The sequence below is a fragment of the Arthrobacter sp. ATA002 genome, assembly GCF_026898095.1.
Classification (GTDB): domain Bacteria; phylum Actinomycetota; class Actinomycetes; order Actinomycetales; family Micrococcaceae; genus Arthrobacter_B.
On the sequence record NZ_CP114015.1, the window covers coordinates 1,611,474 to 1,630,722 of the forward strand.

15 protein-coding genes, 2 tRNA genes and 3 pseudogenes are annotated in these 19,249 nt (G+C 65.5%); 16 read left to right on the top strand and 4 right to left on the bottom strand.

Annotation, left to right across the window (positions count from 1 at the left end; genetic code table 11):
• Positions 1–102: 102 nt before the first annotated feature.
• The 11 genes from obgE to nhaA all read left to right on the top strand — a co-directional run bounded on the left by obgE (position 103) and on the right by nhaA (position 10,157).
• Positions 103–1,677, top strand: coding sequence for a GTPase ObgE (obgE, locus tag OL239_RS07960; protein WP_268911390.1), 1,575 nt, complete (start codon positions 103–105; stop codon positions 1,675–1,677).
• Positions 1,678–1,729: 52 nt separating this feature from the next.
• Positions 1,730–2,983 carry a glutamate 5-kinase gene (gene proB / locus OL239_RS07965; RefSeq protein WP_268911391.1) on the top strand — a complete coding sequence of 418 codons (1,254 nt, stop codon included), beginning with the start codon at positions 1,730–1,732 and terminating at the stop codon, positions 2,981–2,983.
• The gene (locus OL239_RS07970; RefSeq protein WP_442864248.1) at positions 2,980–4,338 is read left to right on the top strand and encodes a glutamate-5-semialdehyde dehydrogenase; all 1,359 of its coding nucleotides are present in this window, start codon (positions 2,980–2,982) and stop codon (positions 4,336–4,338) included. The genes proB and OL239_RS07970 overlap by 4 nt, the downstream gene beginning before the upstream one ends.
• Positions 4,339–4,479: 141 nt before the next feature.
• Positions 4,480–4,719 (top strand): hypothetical protein, encoded by a 240-nt coding sequence (locus OL239_RS07975; RefSeq protein WP_268911393.1) that lies wholly within the window; start codon positions 4,480–4,482, stop codon positions 4,717–4,719.
• Positions 4,720–4,788: 69 nt separating this feature from the next.
• The gene (nadD, locus tag OL239_RS07980; RefSeq protein ID WP_268911394.1) at positions 4,789–5,412 is read left to right on the top strand and encodes a nicotinate-nucleotide adenylyltransferase; all 624 of its coding nucleotides are present in this window, start codon (positions 4,789–4,791) and stop codon (positions 5,410–5,412) included.
• Between the two features lie 441 nt (positions 5,413–5,853).
• Positions 5,854–6,714, top strand: coding sequence for a hypothetical protein (locus OL239_RS07985; protein ID WP_268911395.1), 861 nt, complete (start codon positions 5,854–5,856; stop codon positions 6,712–6,714).
• Between the two features lie 19 nt (positions 6,715–6,733).
• Positions 6,734–7,132, top strand: a complete 399-nt coding sequence (gene rsfS / locus OL239_RS07990; RefSeq protein WP_268911396.1) for a ribosome silencing factor — start codon at positions 6,734–6,736, stop codon at positions 7,130–7,132.
• Between the two features lie 29 nt (positions 7,133–7,161).
• A complete protein-coding gene (locus OL239_RS07995; RefSeq protein ID WP_268911705.1) occupies positions 7,162–7,827 on the top strand; it encodes a histidine phosphatase family protein in 666 nt (221 codons plus the stop codon).
• Positions 7,828–7,977: 150 nt separating this feature from the next.
• Positions 7,978–8,053 (top strand) — tRNA-Ala (locus OL239_RS08000).
• 84 nt (positions 8,054–8,137) lie between these two features.
• Positions 8,138–8,213: transfer RNA gene (locus OL239_RS08005), tRNA-Ala, on the top strand.
• 180 nt (positions 8,214–8,393) lie between these two features.
• Positions 8,394–10,157, top strand: coding sequence for a Na+/H+ antiporter NhaA (gene nhaA, locus OL239_RS08010; RefSeq protein WP_268911397.1), 1,764 nt, complete (start codon positions 8,394–8,396; stop codon positions 10,155–10,157).
• On the opposite strand, the gene OL239_RS08015 is transcribed toward nhaA, so the two are convergent.
• Entirely contained in the window at positions 10,154–10,882 is a 729-nt protein-coding gene (locus tag OL239_RS08015; RefSeq protein ID WP_268911398.1) for a lysoplasmalogenase family protein, read from the bottom strand. The genes nhaA and OL239_RS08015 overlap by 4 nt on opposite strands.
• Positions 10,883–11,132: 250 nt before the next feature.
• Between OL239_RS08015 and OL239_RS08020 the strand changes: the two genes are divergently transcribed.
• Both OL239_RS08020 and OL239_RS08025 read left to right on the top strand, forming a co-directional pair.
• Entirely contained in the window at positions 11,133–12,206 is a 1,074-nt protein-coding gene (locus OL239_RS08020) for a fatty acid desaturase family protein (protein WP_268911399.1), read from the top strand.
• Between the two features lie 96 nt (positions 12,207–12,302).
• A pseudogene (locus OL239_RS08025) lies at positions 12,303–13,403 on the top strand (App1 family protein).
• A gap of 148 nt (positions 13,404–13,551) precedes the next feature.
• On the opposite strand, the gene OL239_RS08030 reads toward OL239_RS08025, so the two are convergent.
• From OL239_RS08030 to OL239_RS08040, 3 genes and pseudogenes are all read right to left on the bottom strand, one after another.
• Positions 13,552–13,971 carry a hypothetical protein gene (locus tag OL239_RS08030; RefSeq protein WP_268911400.1) on the bottom strand — a complete coding sequence of 140 codons (420 nt, stop codon included), beginning with the start codon at positions 13,969–13,971 and terminating at the stop codon, positions 13,552–13,554.
• 145 nt (positions 13,972–14,116) lie between these two features.
• The gene (locus tag OL239_RS08035; protein WP_268911401.1) at positions 14,117–14,665 is read right to left on the bottom strand and encodes an FUSC family protein; all 549 of its coding nucleotides are present in this window, start codon (positions 14,663–14,665) and stop codon (positions 14,117–14,119) included.
• A 98-nt stretch (positions 14,666–14,763) separates the two neighbouring features.
• A pseudogene (locus tag OL239_RS08040) lies at positions 14,764–15,695 on the bottom strand (LysR family transcriptional regulator).
• Between the two features lie 544 nt (positions 15,696–16,239).
• On the opposite strand from OL239_RS08040, the gene nrdH reads away from it, so the two are divergent.
• The 3 genes and pseudogenes from nrdH to nrdE all read left to right on the top strand — a co-directional run bounded on the left by nrdH (position 16,240) and on the right by nrdE (position 19,190).
• Entirely contained in the window at positions 16,240–16,485 is a 246-nt protein-coding gene (gene nrdH / locus OL239_RS08045) for a glutaredoxin-like protein NrdH (protein ID WP_227890139.1), read from the top strand.
• A 61-nt stretch (positions 16,486–16,546) separates the two neighbouring features.
• Positions 16,547–17,056, top strand: a complete 510-nt coding sequence (nrdI, locus tag OL239_RS08050; protein WP_442864249.1) for a class Ib ribonucleoside-diphosphate reductase assembly flavoprotein NrdI — start codon at positions 16,547–16,549, stop codon at positions 17,054–17,056.
• Positions 17,053–19,190: pseudogene (gene nrdE, locus OL239_RS08055) on the top strand (class 1b ribonucleoside-diphosphate reductase subunit alpha). The gene nrdI and the pseudogene nrdE overlap by 4 nt, the downstream one beginning before the upstream one ends.
• Positions 19,191–19,249 lie beyond the last annotated feature (59 nt).

The window sequence follows — 19,249 nt, forward strand, 5'->3', positions numbered from 1 at the left end:
CGGCAATTAGCTTTTCCGACGGGGCGGGCCTTGATGGCCCGCCCCGTTGTCTTTAAGCCAAGCAGAATTGGCATGATCAAGTAGTTCCTTTGAAGGAGAACCATGGCCAGCTTTGTAGACCGCGTAGTGCTGCATGTATCGGGCGGTACGGGCGGCCATGGTTGCGTGTCCGTCAAGCGTGAAAAGTTCAAGCCCCTGGGCGGGCCCGACGGCGGCAACGGCGGCGACGGCGGCGATGTCATCCTCCGCGTCGACTCCAGCGCCACCACGCTGCTTGACTACCACCACCTCCCGCACCGCCACGCCACCAACGGCGGCAACGGGATGGGCGACTGGCGCAACGGCAAGACCGGCGAAACACTGATCCTGCCGGTGCCCGACGGCACCGTGGTCAAGAACAAGGACGGCGAAGTGCTGGCCGACCTCGTAGGCGAAGGCTCCGAGTATATTGCCGCAGCCGGCGGCCAGGGTGGACTGGGCAACTCCTCGCTGTCCTCGCAGAAACGCAAGGCCCCCGGTTTTGCCCTGCTGGGCATACCCGGCGATGAGCGGGATATCGTCCTGGAACTCAAGTCCATTGCCGACATTGCCCTGGTCGGGTTCCCGTCCGCCGGAAAGTCCTCGCTGATCGCGGCCATGTCCGCCGCCCGGCCGAAGATTGCCGACTACCCCTTCACCACGCTCGTACCGAACCTGGGCGTCGTGCAGGCGGGCGACGTCCGCTTCACCGTGGCAGACGTTCCCGGTCTCATCGAGGGTGCCTCCGAGGGCAAGGGCCTGGGCCACAACTTCCTGCGCCACGTCGAGCGCTGCGCCGCCCTGGTGCACGTGCTGGACTGTGCCGCCCTGGAAACGGACCGCGACCCGCTCGGCGACCTGGACATCATCGAAAAAGAGCTTGAGAAGTACGCCGTGGACATGAGCTTCGCCGGCACCGACGGAGACGTGGTGCCCCTGAACCAGCGTCCGCGCCTGATCGCGCTGAACAAGGTGGACGTTCCGGACGGCCGCGACATGGCCGAGTTCGTGCGCCCGGAACTGGAGAAGCGCGGTTACCGCGTCTTCGAAGTGTCCGCTTCCAGCCATGAGGGCCTGAAGTCGCTGGGCTACGCCATGGCGGAGATTGTCCGCGATGCCCGCAGCGCCGTGCAGAGCGCACCGCCGCGGGTCAAGACCCCCACGCTGCGGGTTCGCAGTGCTGACGCCAAGGGCGGGTTCACGATCCGCCGGGAAGAGCGGAACCTCGAGCCGCTGTTCCGCGTCCTCGGTGACAAGCCGGTGCGCTGGGTGCAGCAGACCGACTTCACCAACGACGAGGCCGTGGGCTACCTGGCCGACCGCCTGGCCAAGCTCGGCGTGGAAGACAAGCTCTTCAAGGCCGGCGCCAAGCTCGGCGACGCCGTGGTGATCGGCGAGGGCGACGGCGTCGTCTTCGACTGGGAGCCGACGATGATCGGCGGCGCGGAACTGCTGGCAGCTTCGCCGCGCGGTTCGGACATCCGGATCGAGGAGTTCTCCCGGCCGACCCGCGAGGAAAAGCGCGAAGACCACCAGCAGCGCCGCGACGCCCGGGCAGCCGCCCGCGCCGAGCTTGAAGCAGAGCGACGTGCCGGAATCTGGACCGAATCGGTGAATTACAAGCACAATAAGCCCGCCGGGCCGGCAGACGGCGAATAGCGGCTTAATACAATCCGCACGGGGACGGGGATACGCATAGGGTGGTGGGGACATGACTGAGAACACGACCTCCCCCGTCCCTGTCCCCGCACCCCGGCGGGCGCTCCGCTCCCGCGCCGGACTTGCCCGGGCGCACCGGATCGTCGTCAAGGTGGGTTCGTCCTCGCTGACCTCCGTGGCCGGCGGCATTTCCGATGAAGCCCTCACCGGGCTCGCCGACGTGCTGGCCGCCCGCCGGGCGCAGGGAACTGAAATCATCCTGGTGTCGTCCGGGGCGATTTCCGCGGGCCTGGCACCGCTGGGGCTGACCAAGCGCCCCACCCAGCTTTCCTCACAGCAGGCAGCCGCTTCCGTGGGACAGGGCCTGCTGATGGCCCGGTACACCGAAGCCTTCGGCAAGCACGGCGTGACCGTCAGCCAGGTCCTGCTCACCATCGAAGACCTGATGCGCCGCACCCACCACGCCAACGCCCACCGGGCGATGGAACGGCTGCTGAATTTCGGCGTCGTGCCCATCGTCAATGAAAACGACACGGTGGCCAGCCACGAAATCCGCTTCGGCGACAACGACCGCCTGGCAGCCCTGGTGGCGCACCTGGTCAAAGCCGACGCGCTGATCCTGCTCTCCGACGTCGACGCCCTCTACGACGGTCCGCCCTCGGAGGGTGCGGTACGCATCCCGGAGGTAACCGGGCAGAAAGACCTTGAGGACGTGCGCATCGGCAAGGTCGGCCGCGCCGGTGTCGGCACCGGCGGCATGGCCACGAAGGTCGAGGCCGCCACCATCGCCGCCGAGTCCGGCATCCCCGCGCTGGTGACCAGCACCGCCAACGCAGCCGCAGCGCTGGCGGGCGAGGACGTGGGCACCTGGTTCACCGGCCGCGGACGCCGCCAGTCCATGCGCCTGCTGTGGCTGGCCCACGTAGCCCGCCTGCAGGGCACACTGGTGGTGGACGACGGCGCCGCCGGAGCAGTTGCGGACCGCCGCCGGTCGCTGCTGCCGGCGGGTATTGTCTCCGTGGAGGGGCATTTCGAGCCCGGAGACCCGGTGGCCGTTGCCCGCCTGGACGGCATGGTGATAGCCCACGGGCTGGCCAATTACGGCTCGGATGAGCTGCCGCGGATGCTCGGCCGCTCCACCCGCGAACTGTCCAGGGAACTGGGGCGCGCCTATGAGCGCGCCGTGGTGCACGTCAACGATCTGGTCGTCCTGAAGGACGGCAGGAACGACGCGCCGTCCGGAGCCGCCGCCGAAGCAGGCAGCTCCGCCCCCCGCCCCGAGACCCTCAATACACTGGGAGCATGAACGCCGTGAAGACAACCGAAACATCAGGGACCGACACGTCAGGGACCGACACGTCAGGAACCGGTACGTCAGCCGCCGGGTCAGCTGCGGCGGCGGAAGAGGCGGAAGCCGGTGTGCATGCAGCGGCCGGCCGTGCACGAACCGCCGCCCGGCGGCTGGCCCGGGCGAACCGGGCGCTGAAGGACCTGGGCCTGCTGGAGATCGGTAAAAACCTCGTCGCCAAGCGGGAGCTGATCCTGGCCGCCAACGCCAAAGACGTTTCCGCCGGCCGGGCAAAAGGAACCTCGGCGGCGATGCTGGACCGCCTCACCCTGACCCCTGAACGGATTGACGGCTTGGCGGAGGCGCTGGAGAAGCTTGCCGGCCTGCCGGACCCGGTCGGTTCCGTTGCCCGCGGCCAGACCCTGCCCAACGGGCTTCGCCTGCGGCAGGTGCACGTGCCGCTGGGCGTGGTGGCCGCCATTTATGAAGCCCGGCCCAACGTCACGGTGGACATCGCCGGACTGGCCCTGAAAAGCGGCAACTCCGTCATTCTGCGCGGCGGCAGCGCCGCCGCGCAGACCAATACAGTGCTCGTGGACATCATTCGGGATTCACTCGACGCCGTCGGGCTTCCCGCCGACGCGGTTCAGGGGGTGGATGCCTACGGCCGCGCCGGCGCCAACGCCCTGATGAAGGCCCGGGGCAAGGTGGACGTCCTCATCCCGCGCGGCGGCCGGGACCTGATCCAGACCGTAGTCGCCAACGCCGCCGTGCCGGTGATCGAAACCGGTGAAGGCAACGTCCACATTTACCTGGACCGCAGCGCGCCGGTGGAGATGGCCGTTGACATCCTGCTCAATGCCAAGACCCAGCGGCCCAGCGTGTGCAATACCGTTGAAACCCTCCTGGTGCACCGCGATGCGCCGGCAACAGCCGACGTGCTGGCCGCCCTGACAGCCGCCGGAGTTCGGCTGCATGCGGACGAACGGGTGCGTGCCGCCCTTCCCGCCGGGGTCCCGTCCCAGCCCGCGGGGGAGGACGACTGGGGCCGCGAGTACATGGACCTGGACCTGGCCGTGGCGATGGTGGATGACATGGATGAAGCGCTGGACCATATCCGCCGCTGGACTACCGGCCACACCGAGGCGATCATCACCAATGACCTGGCCAATGCCGAGCGGTTCATTGCCGAGACCGATTCGGCTGCCGTTATTGTCAACGCGTCCACCCGGTTTACCGACGGCGGTGAACTGGGGCTGGGCGCCGAGGTGGGCATTTCCACCCAGAAGCTGCATGCGCGCGGCCCGATGGGGCTGCGGGAGCTGACCACCACCAAATGGATCGTCCAGGGCGACGGGCACATTCGGATCTGAACCGGCCGCTGCAACCGATCCGGACAAGCCCGGCGTGCGCGGGTGCAGCCCGTCTGCGCTTACGCGTAGACTTGAAGGAAACCATTGCTCCGCCGGCTCCTGCCGGCGGGCTGTTACTCATAGCTTTCTGAGGGGAGATCCATGCTGATCCAGCTTTCCAGCGCTGTACTTGCTGCCAGTGAGGCGGCCGAAGCACACGTAGCGATTCCGATGCATCCGGTGATGTACGGCGTCATAATCATGGGCGCGCTGCTGGTACTGATGTTCGCCACTGTCTCCTTCACCAGCCTGGGGCACCGCCACGAGGCAACACCGGAGCACGTCGACCCGCAGCGCCAGTTCCCGAACAAGCACGATCACGGCCAGGGCATCGAGGGCTGATTCCTCGGTGGAATCAGTAAAACCTTCCTGGCAGCGTCGGCGGCAAAGCCCCAGCCGGGCCAGCGGCCGGTGCGCCTGGGCGTGATGGGCGGAACGTTTGATCCCATCCACCACGGCCACCTGGTTGTTGCCAGCGAAGTGGCATCGGTCTTCGGCCTGGACGAAGTTGTCTTTGTCCCCACGGGGGAGCCGTGGCACAAATCCGCCAAAGAAGTCAGCCCGGCCGAGCACCGGTACCTGATGACGGTCATTGCGACTGCATCAAACCCCCGGTTCACCGTCAGCCGCGTGGACATCGACCGGCCGGGTCCGACATACACCATCGACACGCTCCGCGACCTGCGGGAAATGCGTCCCGATGCGGAACTGTTCTTCATTACAGGCGCTGACGCCATGGCGCAGATCCTGTCCTGGAAGGACGTCCAGGAACTGTGGTCACTGGCTCATTTTGTCGGGGTCACGCGTCCCGGCCATGTGCTGGAGAACATGGGCCGCGAGGATGTCAGCCTGCTGGAAGTGCCCGCGATGGCCATCTCGTCCACCGACTGCCGGGAACGGGTGGCTGACGGGGAGCCGGTCTGGTACCTCGTACCGGACGGCGTCGTCCAGTACATCGCCAAGCACGGGCTGTATGAAGGCGGTCCCGAGCGCGCTCCGAAGTCCCCGACGGCCACCACAGAACCCGTAGCATAACCAAACGAAACCGGATGGGTAGGAAATGACAAACGGTCCAGAGTCCGCAGACGCACCGCGGCGCAGCCGCCGAGCGGCTGACGTACCGGTGGACGCCCCTGCCGGGCCCCGCGAACGGGAGTCCCAGCAGCGGGCCAGGGACCGCGAGGCCCTGCGTGCATACAAGGCACTGGCAGACAAGCAGGCGCGTTCCGACGCGTCTGCGAACCCGCCAACCCGCCGGCAGCTGAGGCTGCAGCAGCAACTGCAACAGCAGCGCGCCGCCGCGTCCGGGGAAGCTGCGGCGTCTGCTGCCCCGGCTTCGACCGCCGGCAAGCCGGCAGCACCGGCACAGGCCCCTGCTGCCAAGGCACAGACAGCTGCGCCCTCCGGGAACCCCGCCAAAGCCGGCCCCGGCCGGCCGACGGGGAGCCCGCAGGCCCAGGTGCCGTCGTCGATGCCGTGCCCGCCGCCCTGCCGCCGGTGCGGGAAGGCAGCCGCCGGGACCGCCGCCGCCGCGCGGAAAGCCCTGACCAGGGCGCCCCTGACCAGGGAACCCCGGCGGAGGGCACGCCGTCCACCGCCCCGGCAGCCGGAGGAAACACGGCGGATCCTAACGCCGATGTCGCCGGCATGAGCGTGGAACAGGCCCTCGTAGCCCGGGAAGCGCTGCACGCGCAGGCCCGCAACCAGGTGGAGGCCATGGAAGCCTTGCAGGCGGAGGACCCCAACGCCGTCGACCTGGAGCTGCTGGCCCAGCAAAAAGCCCTGGCTGAGCGCGCCGCAGTCCTGAACCGCCGCACGCAGAGCATGCAGCGGCTGTCCCAGGAGAACGAGCAGCGCAAACCATCGTCAAGCGACCCGTCCACGGCCCATAATCTCGCGATGGTGACACCGCTGGAATTTGTCCGGGTGCCGGGCGTGGACCGCCCCGTTATGCGCCGGCCGCCGACGTCCCACGTACCGGTTGTCACCTCGAACACTCCAAAACAATCCGGCCGGGCCGTCCCTCCGCCGCCGCAGGGCACGCCGCGCGCCGGCGAGAAACGCTTTGAAGTACGCCGCCCGTCGGGCTCCACCGATGTACGGCATTCGCGCATTCTGGCCCGGGCGGACGCTCTGGTCAATGCGCCCCTGGATCCTGCCGAGGGCGCCAAGCCCGTCGGCGCACGAAGCGCTTTCGGGCTTGACCCGTTGGACGTAAAGACGGCCGGACTCGGCCGTACCCGGCGACTGCGATTTGTATCGCTGGGAATTGGTGGTCTGGGCATTTTGGCCCTGGTCATCTCAGTAGCAATGATCGTCGGCGGCTTTGGCAGCTGATGTTAAACAAGGAGACACTTTGAGCGCCACCGAATCATCCATCGATATTGCACGGGTGGCCGCCCAGGCAGCCTCCGGCAAGCTGGCCAACGACATCGTCGCCATTGATGTCAGTGAACGCCTCGCCATCACTGACGTGTTCCTGATTGCGTCGGCGTCCAACGAACGCCAGGTCAACGCCATCGTTGACGGCATCGAGGAAGAATTGGCCAAGAAAGACCTTAAGCCGGTGCGCCGCGAGGGCCGCAGTGAGGGCCGCTGGGTCCTTCTCGACTATGCCAACGTTGTCGTGCATGTCCAGCATGAGGAGGACCGTGTGTTCTATGCCCTGGAACGCCTCTGGAAGGACTGCCCGGCGGTTGACCTGCAGATCGAAAATGCCGCTTCCGCAGCCCCGTCCGTGCCGGACGCCGAGTAGCATCAGCACCCCGTGACTGCCTCCGCCTCCTGGGATCCGGCCCGTACGGGCAAACGCGTCATTTTTGGCGCCACGGACGTACGGAATGGAACCGCGTGGGGAGGTTTCAGGGCCAGCAGGACATCGATCTGGATCCCTCGGGCGTTCACCAGGCGGTGGAAGCAGCCGCGGTCCTGCGCCACCTCCATCCCGATGCGATTGTTTCATCGGATCTCAGCCGTGCCCTGGCCACCGGGCGGGCGCTGGCGGAGGCCAGCGGACAACCCGTCACCACCGATCCGAGGCTTCGTGAGACCTTTGCGGGAAACTGGGAAGGGCTGTTCTTCGCTGACATTGCGGCCCGTTTTCCCCGCGAGCAGGCGGGCTGGGCGGCCGGGAACGGCGACGTCCGTGCCGGCGGCGGCGAAAGCCGCGTGGATGTCGGCCGCCGCGTCGCGCAGGCCGTGACCGAAGCAGCCGATGCGCTGCCGCCCGGCGGGACCCTGGTGGCGGTCAGCCACGGCGGCGCGATCCGGGCCGGAATTTGTGCCCTGCTGGGCCTGCCGACCGAATCCTGGACCGTCATCAGCGGGGTTTCGAATACGCACTGGTCCGTCCTGGAGGAACGGGATGCAACAGCCGGCGGCGTTCGATGGAACCTGGCCCAGCACAATGTTGGACTCGACGCCATGCCCTCGGGGCCCCTCGAAGGCTAGCTGCGGGCGGAACAGTCCGGCCGGAGGAGCGCAATTGCACCGGTGTAGTTCGATTTTGCACTCCGTTATTTCTGTACTAAAGTAGAGGAGTTGCTTCGGCCCGGGGGATACAAAAACCGCCGCTTGAGGCATAGTGGAAACAGTTTTATTGGGGCTGTGGCGCAGCTGGTAGCGCACCTGCATGGCATGCAGGGGGTCAGGGGTTCGAATCCCCTCAGCTCCACCAATAAACTCCTGCGCAGGCAGGATTTATGTTCATCATTTCCCGGAATTATCCGCGGACCATGATGATGGAAATACCAACTGAATTGGGGCTGTGGCGCAGCTGGTAGCGCACCTGCATGGCATGCAGGGGGTCAGGGGTTCGAGTCCCCTCAGCTCCACCAATCACAGGAAAACCGGATCCGCCAACGGCAACGTTGGCGGATCCGGTTTTTTTAGTGCGGCGTTACATGTGCCACCGCCCTAGCCAGCAGCGCGGGGACTGCACCACAATGCAGGCATGGACAAGCCAATCCTTCCCCGCCGCGGCGGCCGGCTCTTTCCGCGACTCATCGCCGGCTGACATGGAAAAGACATCGGCAGGGCTCCTGCTGGCCTTTACCCTGGGGGCGTTGCTGTGGGCCAACCTCCCCTTCGGGGCGGGCTACACGGAGTTCTGGGACACCGCCGTCGACCTGCGGGTCGGCAGCATGGAACTGGAGATGAGCTTTCACGACATCGTGAATGATGCGCTGATGGCGTTTTTCTTTTTCGCCGTCGGCCTGGAGGTCAAGCGTGAATTCACCGTTGGCGAGTTGACCGACCGCTCCCGGGCCGTGGTGCCGGTGGCGGCGGCGGTGGCAGGTTTGCTGGTTCCCGCCGGGATCTTCCTGCTGTTGAACCCGTCAGGGGAGAACACAGCGGTGTGGGGAGCCGTCATTTCCACGGACACCGCGTTCCTAGTGGGGGCGCTGGCTGTCGCCGGACCCCGGTTTCCCGGCCGGCTTCGGGTGTTCCTGCTGACCCTGGCCGTGGTGGACGACATTGGCGCCCTGGCTGCCATCGCGGTGTTCTATACGTCGGACCTGGAGCCGCTGCCTCTGCTGGCGGCGGCGCTTCTACTGGCGCTTGTGGCGCTTGTCCGGTTCCTGCCCGCCGGACGGGGTCCTGCCTACACGGTCCTGAGCCTGCTCACCTGGGCCGCAACCTACGCCTCCGGAGTGCATGCCACGCTGGCCGGCGTGGCGATCGCGCTGATGATCCCGGTGTTCCCGCCCCGCCGCCCGCACGTGGAACGCACCGAGGCGCTGGCGAGGGCATTCCGGCAGTCGCCCACCCCCGAATACGCGGCAGCCACCGCCCGCAGCCTGAAGGAATCCATTTCCATCAATGAACGGCTGCAGGGCACTTACGCTCCGTACGTGTCGCTGCTGATCCTGCCGCTCTTTGCCCTCGCGAACGCCGGCGTGCGGCTGGACGGCGCTACCCTGGCCGCCGCCTGGCAGTCCCGGCTGACCTGGGGCATTCTTGTCGCGCTGGTAGTCGGCAAGACCGTGGGCATCACCGCCGCCACCGCGCTGATGCTCCGGACAGGTGCCGGCCGGCTCGCGCCGGGACTGACGCTGGCACGGGTGGGCGGGGGAGCGGCACTGTGCGGCATCGGGTTTACCATCTCGCTGTTCATTGTGGACCTGGCCGTTGACGACGGGCTGGTACAGGCCGAAGCCCGCGTAGGAGTCCTCGCAGCGTCGGTTACTGCCTTCCTGCTGGGCTGGGCATGGTTTCGGCTCGTGGACCGGTACCAGCCGGCGTCGACCGTGGGACGGTTCCTGGTGCGGGACTTCGATCCGGCCCGCGACCACTACCGCGGAAATCCCGGAGCGCCGCTCCGGCTGGTGGAATACGGTGACTTTGAGTGTCCATTCTGTTCACGCGCGACCGGTTCCATCGACGAGGTGCTGGAGCACTTTGGTCCGCGCCTGGTCTACGTTTGGCGCCATTTGCCCCTAACCAGGGTGCACCCCCATGCGGTGGAGGCGGCCCGGGCCAGTGAAGCGGCGGACCGGCAGGGGGCCTTTCGGGAGTATGGCCGGCTGCTTTTCCAGCGGCACGACCACCTCGAGACTGAAGATCTGATCGGCTACGCGGTGGAACTGGGGCTCGACGCGGAAACGTTCCGCAGCGACCTGCTGTCAGGGGCGGTGATCAACCGGGTTCAGGACGACGCACTGGATGCAGAGTTCATGGACCTGCATTCCACCCCCACGTTCTTCATTGGGTCCGTACGGCACTTTGGGCCCTATGACGCGCCGTCCCTGATCCGTGCGCTGGAAGACTCCGAATCCTAGGACCGTGCCGCACCGTGCGCGGCACTGGTCCGGAGCACGCCGGCCACGATCAGTGCCTGGCCGGCGCAGTAGGTGAGCATCACGAGCGGATTGGTCCAGTCCGGCATGGCGTCGGGCAGGAAAATACGGAGTGCCAGGATGGTGTCGGAGGCGAGGAACAGCATGCCGCCGGCTGCCACCACGGGACCGCACCGGGCCGCCGTTGCCGCCGTCCCGGCGAGCACGGTTCCGTAGGCGGCGACGGCGATGGTCAGGCTCCCGAGGGACGGCCACAGCACCAGCAGCATGAGCACCCACCACACGGCAAAAATGAGCGTCCACCGGGGAGCGGGCCGGCGGCAGTGTGCCGGGCCAGCAGCCAGATGTAGCAGATGTGGGCGAGGCCGAAGGATCCGAGCATGACCGGAAGTTCCGGGGCAAACGGGAAGAATGCGCCCGCCCCGTCGCCCAGCCAGGAAAAGACCCGCCCCGTCGCCCAGCCAGGAAAAGAGGAGGGCCGCGAGCAGCAGGGCGGCGGGCCGGCGCGGGAGGAAACCGCGCCCGCCCCACAGGGCAGCAGCAGCCAGCAGCGGCATCAGCATGAGCTTGGTTGGTTCCGCGATTTCCGCGGCGCCGGCGGCACGGGCTGCGATATGGACCGCTGAGACTGCGGCAAACGGCAGGAATGCCCGCCACCGGATGCGGGGCGGTGCGGCGGTCGGGTTTGGTGCGGGGGCGGTGCTCACGGCATTCCTTCGGGTTGGCAGGAGCCCATCGTACGACGCCGGACGCACGTTTTCGGCAGGATCCGAACGGGACCGGACACCGCGGACCCGCCCCGGCAGCACGGAGAAACCGGCCCGTGGCCGCCGGGTTTGAGAACTTGAGGTACCGGTCACATGGTTTTGGTGGACATTCGGGTTAGGCTGGAGTATCTACAGAGCAGCACTTGCTCGCTACCGCCGGCTGGGAAGTCGAAGAAACCCAGAGGGCTACATGAGCACAACTGCACAACCAGCTGCACCGAAGACCCGCACCAACTCCGTCGTCAGCAGCTATTCCGGCCTGCTGAAGGCGGTTCGTGACGAAGGGCTGCTGAAGCGCCGCCGCTCCTTTTACATCACGACCTTTGTTTTTCTCTGTGCCGGCCTCATTGCCGCCGGAACCGGGTTCTTCCTGATCGGCGAGAGCTGGTTCCAGCTGCTGATCGCCGCCGCGCTGGGTGTGCTGCTGACACAGATGGCGTTCATTGCCCACGAGGCAGCGCACCGCCAGGTGTTCGAGTCCGGTCCCGCCAACGACCGCGCCGGCCGCTTCGTGGCCAACGCCGTCGTCGGCATCAGCTACCAGTGGTGGATGAACAAGCACAGCCGGCACCATGCCAACCCCAACACGGTGGGCAAGGACCCGGATATCGACATGGACACCATCTCGTTCCTGCCGGAGCAGGCCGCACGGCAGAAGGGCTTCATGGCCTGGTTTGCCCGCCGCCAGGGCTGGCTGTTCTTCCCCATCCTGATGTTTGAGGGCATTAACCTGCACGCCACGTCCATCAAGCACCTGTTCGCCAACAAGCAGGTCAAGGGCCGCGTCCGTGAACTCGCCACGGTCTTCCTGCGGCTGGGGCTTTACATCGGGGCAGTGTTCTTTTTCCTGCCGGTCGGTATGGCCTTCGCGTTCCTCGGCGTGCAGCTGGCCGTGTTCGGGGTGTACATGGGAGCATCCTTCGCTCCGAACCACAAGGGCATGCCCATCATCCCCAAAGACTCCAAGGTGGACTTCCTGTCCCGCCAGGTGCTGACCTCACGGAACATCAAGGGCAAGGGCATGAATACCCTCATGGGCGGACTCAACTACCAGATTGAGCACCACCTCTTCCCGAACATGCCGCGCCCAAACCTGGCCCGCGCCTCCGAAATCGTGAAGGCCTACTGCGCGGAGCAGAAGATCCCCTACACGGAAACCACGCTGGGCAAGTCCTACGGCATCGTGGTGCGGTACCTGAACGAGGTGGGGCTGTCCGCCCGCGACCCGTTCGACTGCCCCATGACATCGCAGTACCGGCGCTAGCCGCCGCTGCCCGCTTGCTGAAGCCGGCAGCACCGTCCAGGACGGTGCTGCCGGCTTTTTTGCGTCCGGGGCCGGTGCGTCTGACAGACTGGGGTTATGTTGCCGAAACCTTCAGACTCACCGTCCGGTTCTACCCGACCCGCAGTAAGGGAAGTTAAGGAACAGGCCAGCCATATCGGAATGCGGCTCGAAGATGCCCTGCACAGCTACCGGGAGGGCCGGGCCCGCAAACGCGGCGAAGTCCAGACCGTCCTGCCCTTCACGGGCTACGGCACCACCGAATGGGTCCGGGTGCTGGGCCGGGTGATCCTTGCCAAGCCCGGCTTCGCAGCATCCGGGAAGGACGACGGAGCCAAGGTCATCCGCGACGGAATCCGCGGGTGGCGCAACTTCATGAGCCCGCCCATTAATCAAGGCTGCAGTCACTGTGGAGATCGGCGACGAGTGCTTCCCGGTCACCGCTGACCGCGGCGGCGTTGTTGATGTGGTCCTTCCCGTGCGCATGGCGCCGGGCTGGACCACGGTTACACTCCGGTCCGAGGATTCCGAGGCCGCCGCCGCACCGGTCTACATCGTCGACCCTGAGGCCAGCGTCGGCGTTGTTTCGGACATCGATGACACGGTGATGGTGACCGCGCTGCCGCGGCCCTCCTGGCAGCCTGGAACACCTTCGTGCTGGACGAACACGCACGGACACCCACCCCGGGCATGGCCGTGATGATGGACCGTCTGACGCGGGAGAACCCGGGCAGCCCCGTGCTGTACCTCTCCACAGGGGCCTGGAACGTGGCGGCAACTCTGACGCGGTTCATCACCCGCAACCTCTACCCGGCCGGCCCGCTGCTCCTGACGGACTGGGGACCGACCCGGGACCGCTGGTTCCGCAGCGGGCCGGAGCATAAGAAAACGCAGCTTGAGCGCCTGGCCAAAGAGTTTCCGCATATCAAGTGGCTGCTGATCGGAGACAACGGGCAGCATGACGAAGCGATTTACGCGGCCTTCGCCCGGCAGTACCCGCAGAACGTACGGGCCATCGCCATCCGGCAGCTTTCGACGGGCGAGGCTGTCCTGGCCGGCGGCCGCTCAGCATCGCGGGCAGGGGATACGCCGTCGGACATTCCCTGGATCTATGCGCCCGACGGCGCGGGCATGGCGCTGCAGCTGGCCGAACTGGGGCTGCTGCCCGACGCCGGGTAGTCCCGGCAGGGGCTTCGGACTATGTGCCGGCCGCCCCCGATCAGGTCGGTGCCGCTGACGGACAGCGCTCAGCGCAGGCCGCGAATGTCAATGTTCCAAGGGCTTGGGGCCATTAAAGGAAAGTGCGCATTGGTTTATTCAGTGCGGGTTAGGGCTGGTCCTCTTCGGTCTGCACGGTGCGCAGGATCCGGCGCATGCTCATCGCCAGGGAAGCGGCGACGTCCACGGGACTGTCCGGGGACGCGGAGGAGTTCATATCGATCTGGAGCTGCCTCACGGCCTCGCGTGCATGCGCATACTCGTCTGTGTCGGCGTCCCAGGTCTCCACCGCCTCGCCGCAGGCCAGCATGGCCGTGGAGAGCTGGTCCTCGAGTCCGGCGGGAACCGGCATGTCCTCCGGATTGGTCCAGATCGCCGTTGCGAGGATTTCCGTCATGTCCTCCACATACAGCGTCACCCGTTCCATCGCCCGCAGCGCGCGGTAGTCCGCGGCGAGGTCGCGCTGGTGGCGGCGGCTTCGAAGGTTGCCGTAGCGGCTGGTGTCGGCAAGCTGCACCGATTCGCGCACTTCCTGCTGAACGACACGAGTTCGGTGCGGCGATTGGACCAGTCCTCGTGCTCGGGCGGCCAGGTTTCGGAAATTGCGGTGCCCATCTCCTTGAGCTGCCGGGCCAGCGACAACCGCAGGGAAGCCAGCCCGTCCACGGCGCCGCTCAGGTGCAGCGGAGGAAAACGACGGCGTTGACGGTAAGTCCCACGGCTACGCCCACCAGCATCTGGACCGCGTAGCCCAGCGAGTACCCGTCAGGATCATCTCCTCCCAGCACCAGCACAAAAAGGGCCGCAACGGGCAAATAGTCCTTTCCGGCGCCCAGCCGGGGAATGCCGGCCAGAAGCACGCCGAGACCCACGATCAGGGCAATGGTCCACACTGACGGTCCGCCGAAGACCAGGGCGATGAGCGCCAGCCCCATGCCGGTGACCAGCCCGATCAGGGTTTGAATCCCCGCCTTGGCTGAGCCGGAAACGGTGGGATACATGCTGACCAGCGCACCCAGCGGAGCGTAGTAAGGGTACTGCGATGCGATGCCGGGCACCAGGGGAGCCAGGCTCCAGGCGATGCCCACCGCCAGCGCTGCCTTGATGGCCAGCTGGATGCGGGTGTAGCGGAGCATGCCGGTAAGCCGGTTGGAGACGGTGGAGACGGAGACGCCGCGCAGAAGCTTGCCCGTCCTGCGAAAGAGGTTCTCGGTTGTGGGCATTATGCCAGTATTACCCGCGTTCACCCGCGGAAGCCACTTGGGTAGCGGCGGTCACAGCGGTTGCCGTGCCGGAGCCGGGACCGGGAAGCCGGCCGGAGCTAAGCGTTTCCGGCGGTCCGCGGGGCGATGCTCTGGCTCCGCAGGATTTCGGCGAGCTGGTCAAGGAAGAGCCGGACCCGGGGATTTTCGCGTTCGTTGATGACCAGCGCAAAAATACTCCGGGCAAGCCGGATCTCGGGTACGTCCAGAAGGACGACGCCGTCGTGCCGGTTGAGCATGGCCAGCTCCGGAACCAGCGCCGCGCCGAGGCCGGCAGCCGCCATTTCCAGGCTTGCATTGAAGTCGTCGCAGTACGCAGCCACGTGGGGATGGAGGTTGCAGCCGGCAAAGAGCCGTTCGATCACCAGCGCGTCCGGCGTTCCGGGATGGTGCATGATCCACGGCATGTCCGAGAGCTGTTCGGCGGAGATTGCCGACCCCTCCCGAATGCCCCAGGAACGGGGAAGGACCACACGGAAGTCGTCGTCTCCCAGCCACTGGCGACTGATCGTGGACGGCCAGGCGAGACCGCCCTGGCCCACCTGGTAAATAAGCGCGACGTCGAGTTCCCCGCCGCTGCGCAGCCCCTGGATGGTCTGGCCGGGTTCGGCAACGTGAATCTTCAGATTGATGCCCAGGTCCTGCCAGCCCGGGGAGCCGATCAGCAGGGGAAGGGCAAGGTGGCCAGGCTGGGAAAAATCCCCAGCCGCAGCTCGTGTTTGGTGCCCGCTTCCACCCTGGCGGTGGCGGCCAGCAGGGCGTCCATGTCGGTGAGGACCTTCGCTGCATGCCGTGCCATAACGACGGCGGCCTCGGTGGGCACTGCCGTGCGTGCCGAGCGTTCGAACAAATGCGTGCCCGTGGCCCGTTCCAAAGCCGACATCTGCTGGGAAACCGCCGACGCCGTGTAACCCAGTCTGAGGGCGGCCGCGGCGAAGGACCCCACCCGGATCACTTCCAGGAGTGTCTTGAGATGAATCGGGTTTACCACCGGTGCCGCCTTCCCCAACGCTGTGCCCATTGCCGCCGTCGACCACTGTATCCGGTGCACCGCCGCCGGGGCCGGATCGGTGTCTGGATTCGTGCCCAGCCCCCGGCCCGGATCGCCCGGTTCAGCGCCCCGCCCCGGGAAGCAATCGAGTGCCGGGGTAATGTCCCTTCCCCTCGCCCAGAGTAGGGAACATGGGCTTATTCCTCAGTCGAAGCGGCATCGTCCCGACACTCGGTTCCGGCCGTCCGGGCCCGATCCCGAACGACACGCCGTCGGTCCGCGACACGCGATGAATTTGTGGCCTTCGCTACCCTGCACAGGCTGTGGGTTCAATCTGCACAGCCTGTGGAGAACCCCTGCCCCTCCGCGGGAATTCACGGAATTTTCCGCCCTGCCCTGTGCATTAGCTGTGGACGACGGCACCGGGGAATGACATACTTGTAATACATCATCTTGGGGTTCCCGTTGCGGCGGCGCACTAGATGTAGTGTCTGGATGTAGTATCAATGGACAGACTTCAAGGCTTCACAAGGGGAGACCAACCATGACCGTTACGGTTTACACCAAACCCTCCTGCGTTCAGTGCAACGCTACCTACCGGGCGCTGGACAAGAAGGGCATCACGTATCAGATCGTGGACATGTCCCAGGATGCCGAGGCCCTGGAACGGGTCCGCGCACTGGGTTACATGCAGGCTCCCGTCGTCGTGACCGAGCAGGATTCCTGGTCCGGCTTCCGTCCGGACAAGATTGCCGAACTGGATCAGTCTTCGGTTTCCTCGGTCGCCTAAGACGGCTTCCGCAGCACCCGCACCACACCAGCAGTACCGCACCGTCAGGAGCGCAGGAACCATGGCACTGGGGATAGCAGACCGCACCGGGCTTGGCCCGGAAACGGGATCCGCAGCAGATGAGCATCCGATGACCGATGCGCCCCTGATCTTCTTTTCATCGGCATCCGGCTACACCGGCCGCTTCGTCGAAAAACTGGAAACGCAGGCGGGAAGGATCCCGCTGCACACCTCTGAACCCACCCTGCTGGCCCGGCGGCCGTATGTCCTGCTGTTGCCCACTTACGGCGGCACTGCAGCACAGCCCGGGGCAGCGGCACGCGGCGCCGTTCCCAAACAGGTCATCAAGTTCTTGAACAACGAGCACAACCGCTCCCTGATTCGGGGAGTAATCGGCGCCGGAAACACAAACTTCGGGGACTCCTATTGCCTCGCGGCGGATATCATCGCCGTGAAATGCCAGGTCCCCGTGCTGTATCGATTTGAACTCATGGGCACGTCCGAGGACGTTGCCAAGGTTAACGAAGGATTGGAAAAGTTTTGGACACATCAGTCGCAGAAGCCGGCATGACGGACTCCAAGGAGCTCCCGGAGGCTTACAAGGGCCTGGGCTATCACGAGCTCAACGCCATGCTGAACCTGTACGGCAAGAACGGAGAGATCCAGTTCGACGCCGACCGCGCTGCTGCGCGCCAGTACTTCCTTGAGCACGTTAACAACAACACTGTCTTCTTCCACGACCTGGAAGAGAAGCTGGAATACCTGGTCAAGAATGACTACTACGAGCCGGAAACGCTCGAGCAGTACTCCATGACCTTCATCAAGGAGCTGTACAACCGCGCCTATAAGAAGAAGTTCCGGTTTGAGACCTTCCTCGGCGCGTTCAAGTTCTACACCTCGTACACGCTGAAGACCTTCGACGGCAAGCGCTACCTGGAGCGGTACGAAGACCGCGTCTGCATGGTTGCCCTGCACCTGGCCCGCGGCGACGAGCAGCTTGCCATGCAGATGGTGGACGAAATCATCGAGGGCCGCTTCCAGCCCGCCACCCCCACGTTCCTCAACGCGGGCAAGGCCCAGCGCGGCGAGCTCGTCTCCTGCTTCCTGCTGCGCATCGAAGACAACATGGAGTCGATCGGCCGCTCCATCAACTCCGCCCTGCAGCTCTCCAAGCGCGGCGGCGGCGTGGCTTTCGCCCTGACGAACATCCGTGAAGTCGGCGCCCCGATCAAGCAGATCGAGAACCAGTCCTCCGGCGTTATTCCCGTGATGAAGCTCCTGGAAGACAGTTTCTCCTACGCCAACCAGCTCGGTGCCCGCCAGGGTGCAGGTGCCGTCTACCTGCACGCCCACCACCCGGACATCAACCGGTTCCTGGACACCAAGCGGGAAAACGCCGACGAGAAAATCCGCATCAAGACCCTCTCCCTCGGCGTCGTCGTTCCCGACATCACCTTTGAGCTGGCCAAGCGCGACGAGGACATGTACCTGTTCTCCCCGTACGACGTCGAAAAGGTCTACGGCATGCCGTTCTCCGACATCTCGGTCACCGAGAAGTACTACGAGATGGTGGACGACGCCCGGATCAAGAAGACCAAGATCAAGGCCCGCGAATTCTTCCAGACCCTCGCGGAGATCCAGTTCGAGTCCGGCTACCCGTACATCATGTTCGAGGACACGGTGAACCGGGAAAACCCGATCGACGGCAAGATCATCATGTCCAACCTGTGCTCCGAGATCCTCCAGGTCTCCGAGCCCACCACGTACAATGATGACCTCTCCTATGCCGAGACCGGCAAGGACATCTCCTGCAACCTGGGTTCGCTGAACATCGCCAAGACGATGGACTCCCCGGACTTCGGCCGGACCATCGAAACGTCGATCCGCGCCCTGACCGCCGTCTCCGACATGAGCCACATCGGGTCCGTTCCTCCATCGCCAAGGCCAATGACGCGTCCCACGCCATTGGCCTGGGCCAGATGAACCTGCACGGTTACCTGGCGCGCGAGCGGGTCCACTACGGCTCCGAAGAGGGCATCGACTTCACGAACATCTACTTCTACTCCGTGGTTTACCACGCGGTGCGGGCCTCAAACCTGCTCTCGATCGAGACGGGCCGCAAGTTCGCCGGGTTCGACCGCTCCAAGTACGCCACCGGCGAGTTCTTCGATAAGTACGTGAACCAGGCATGGGTTCCGAAGACGGAGCGCGTCCGCGAGCTGTTCGAGGGCATCCACATCCCCACCCAGGCCGACTGGGCCGCGCTGAAGGCCTCGGTCATGGAGCACGGTATCTACAACCAGAACCTGCAGGCTGTGCCGCCGACCGGGTCGATCTCCTACATCAACAACTCCACCTCCTCGATTCACCCGGTGGCTGCGAAGATCGAGATCCGCAAGGAAGGCAAGCTCGGCCGCGTGTACTACCCGGCGCCGTACCTGACGAACGACAACCTGGAGTACTACCAGGATGCCTACGAAATTGGCTACGAGAAGATCATCGACACCTACGCCGCTGCCACTCAGCACGTGGATCAGGGCCTGTCCCTGACGCTGTTCTTCAAGGACACCGCCACCACGCGCGATATTAACAGGGCGCAGATCTACGCATGGCGCAAGGGCATCAAGACCATTTACTACATCCGCCTGCGCCAGCTCGCGCTGGAGGGGACTGAGGTGGAGGGTTGCGTTAGCTGCATGCTGTGACGTTTCACCATGCCTAGGGCGTCGCTGCCTCTCACACCTCTTATCAAGACAAGGAACCA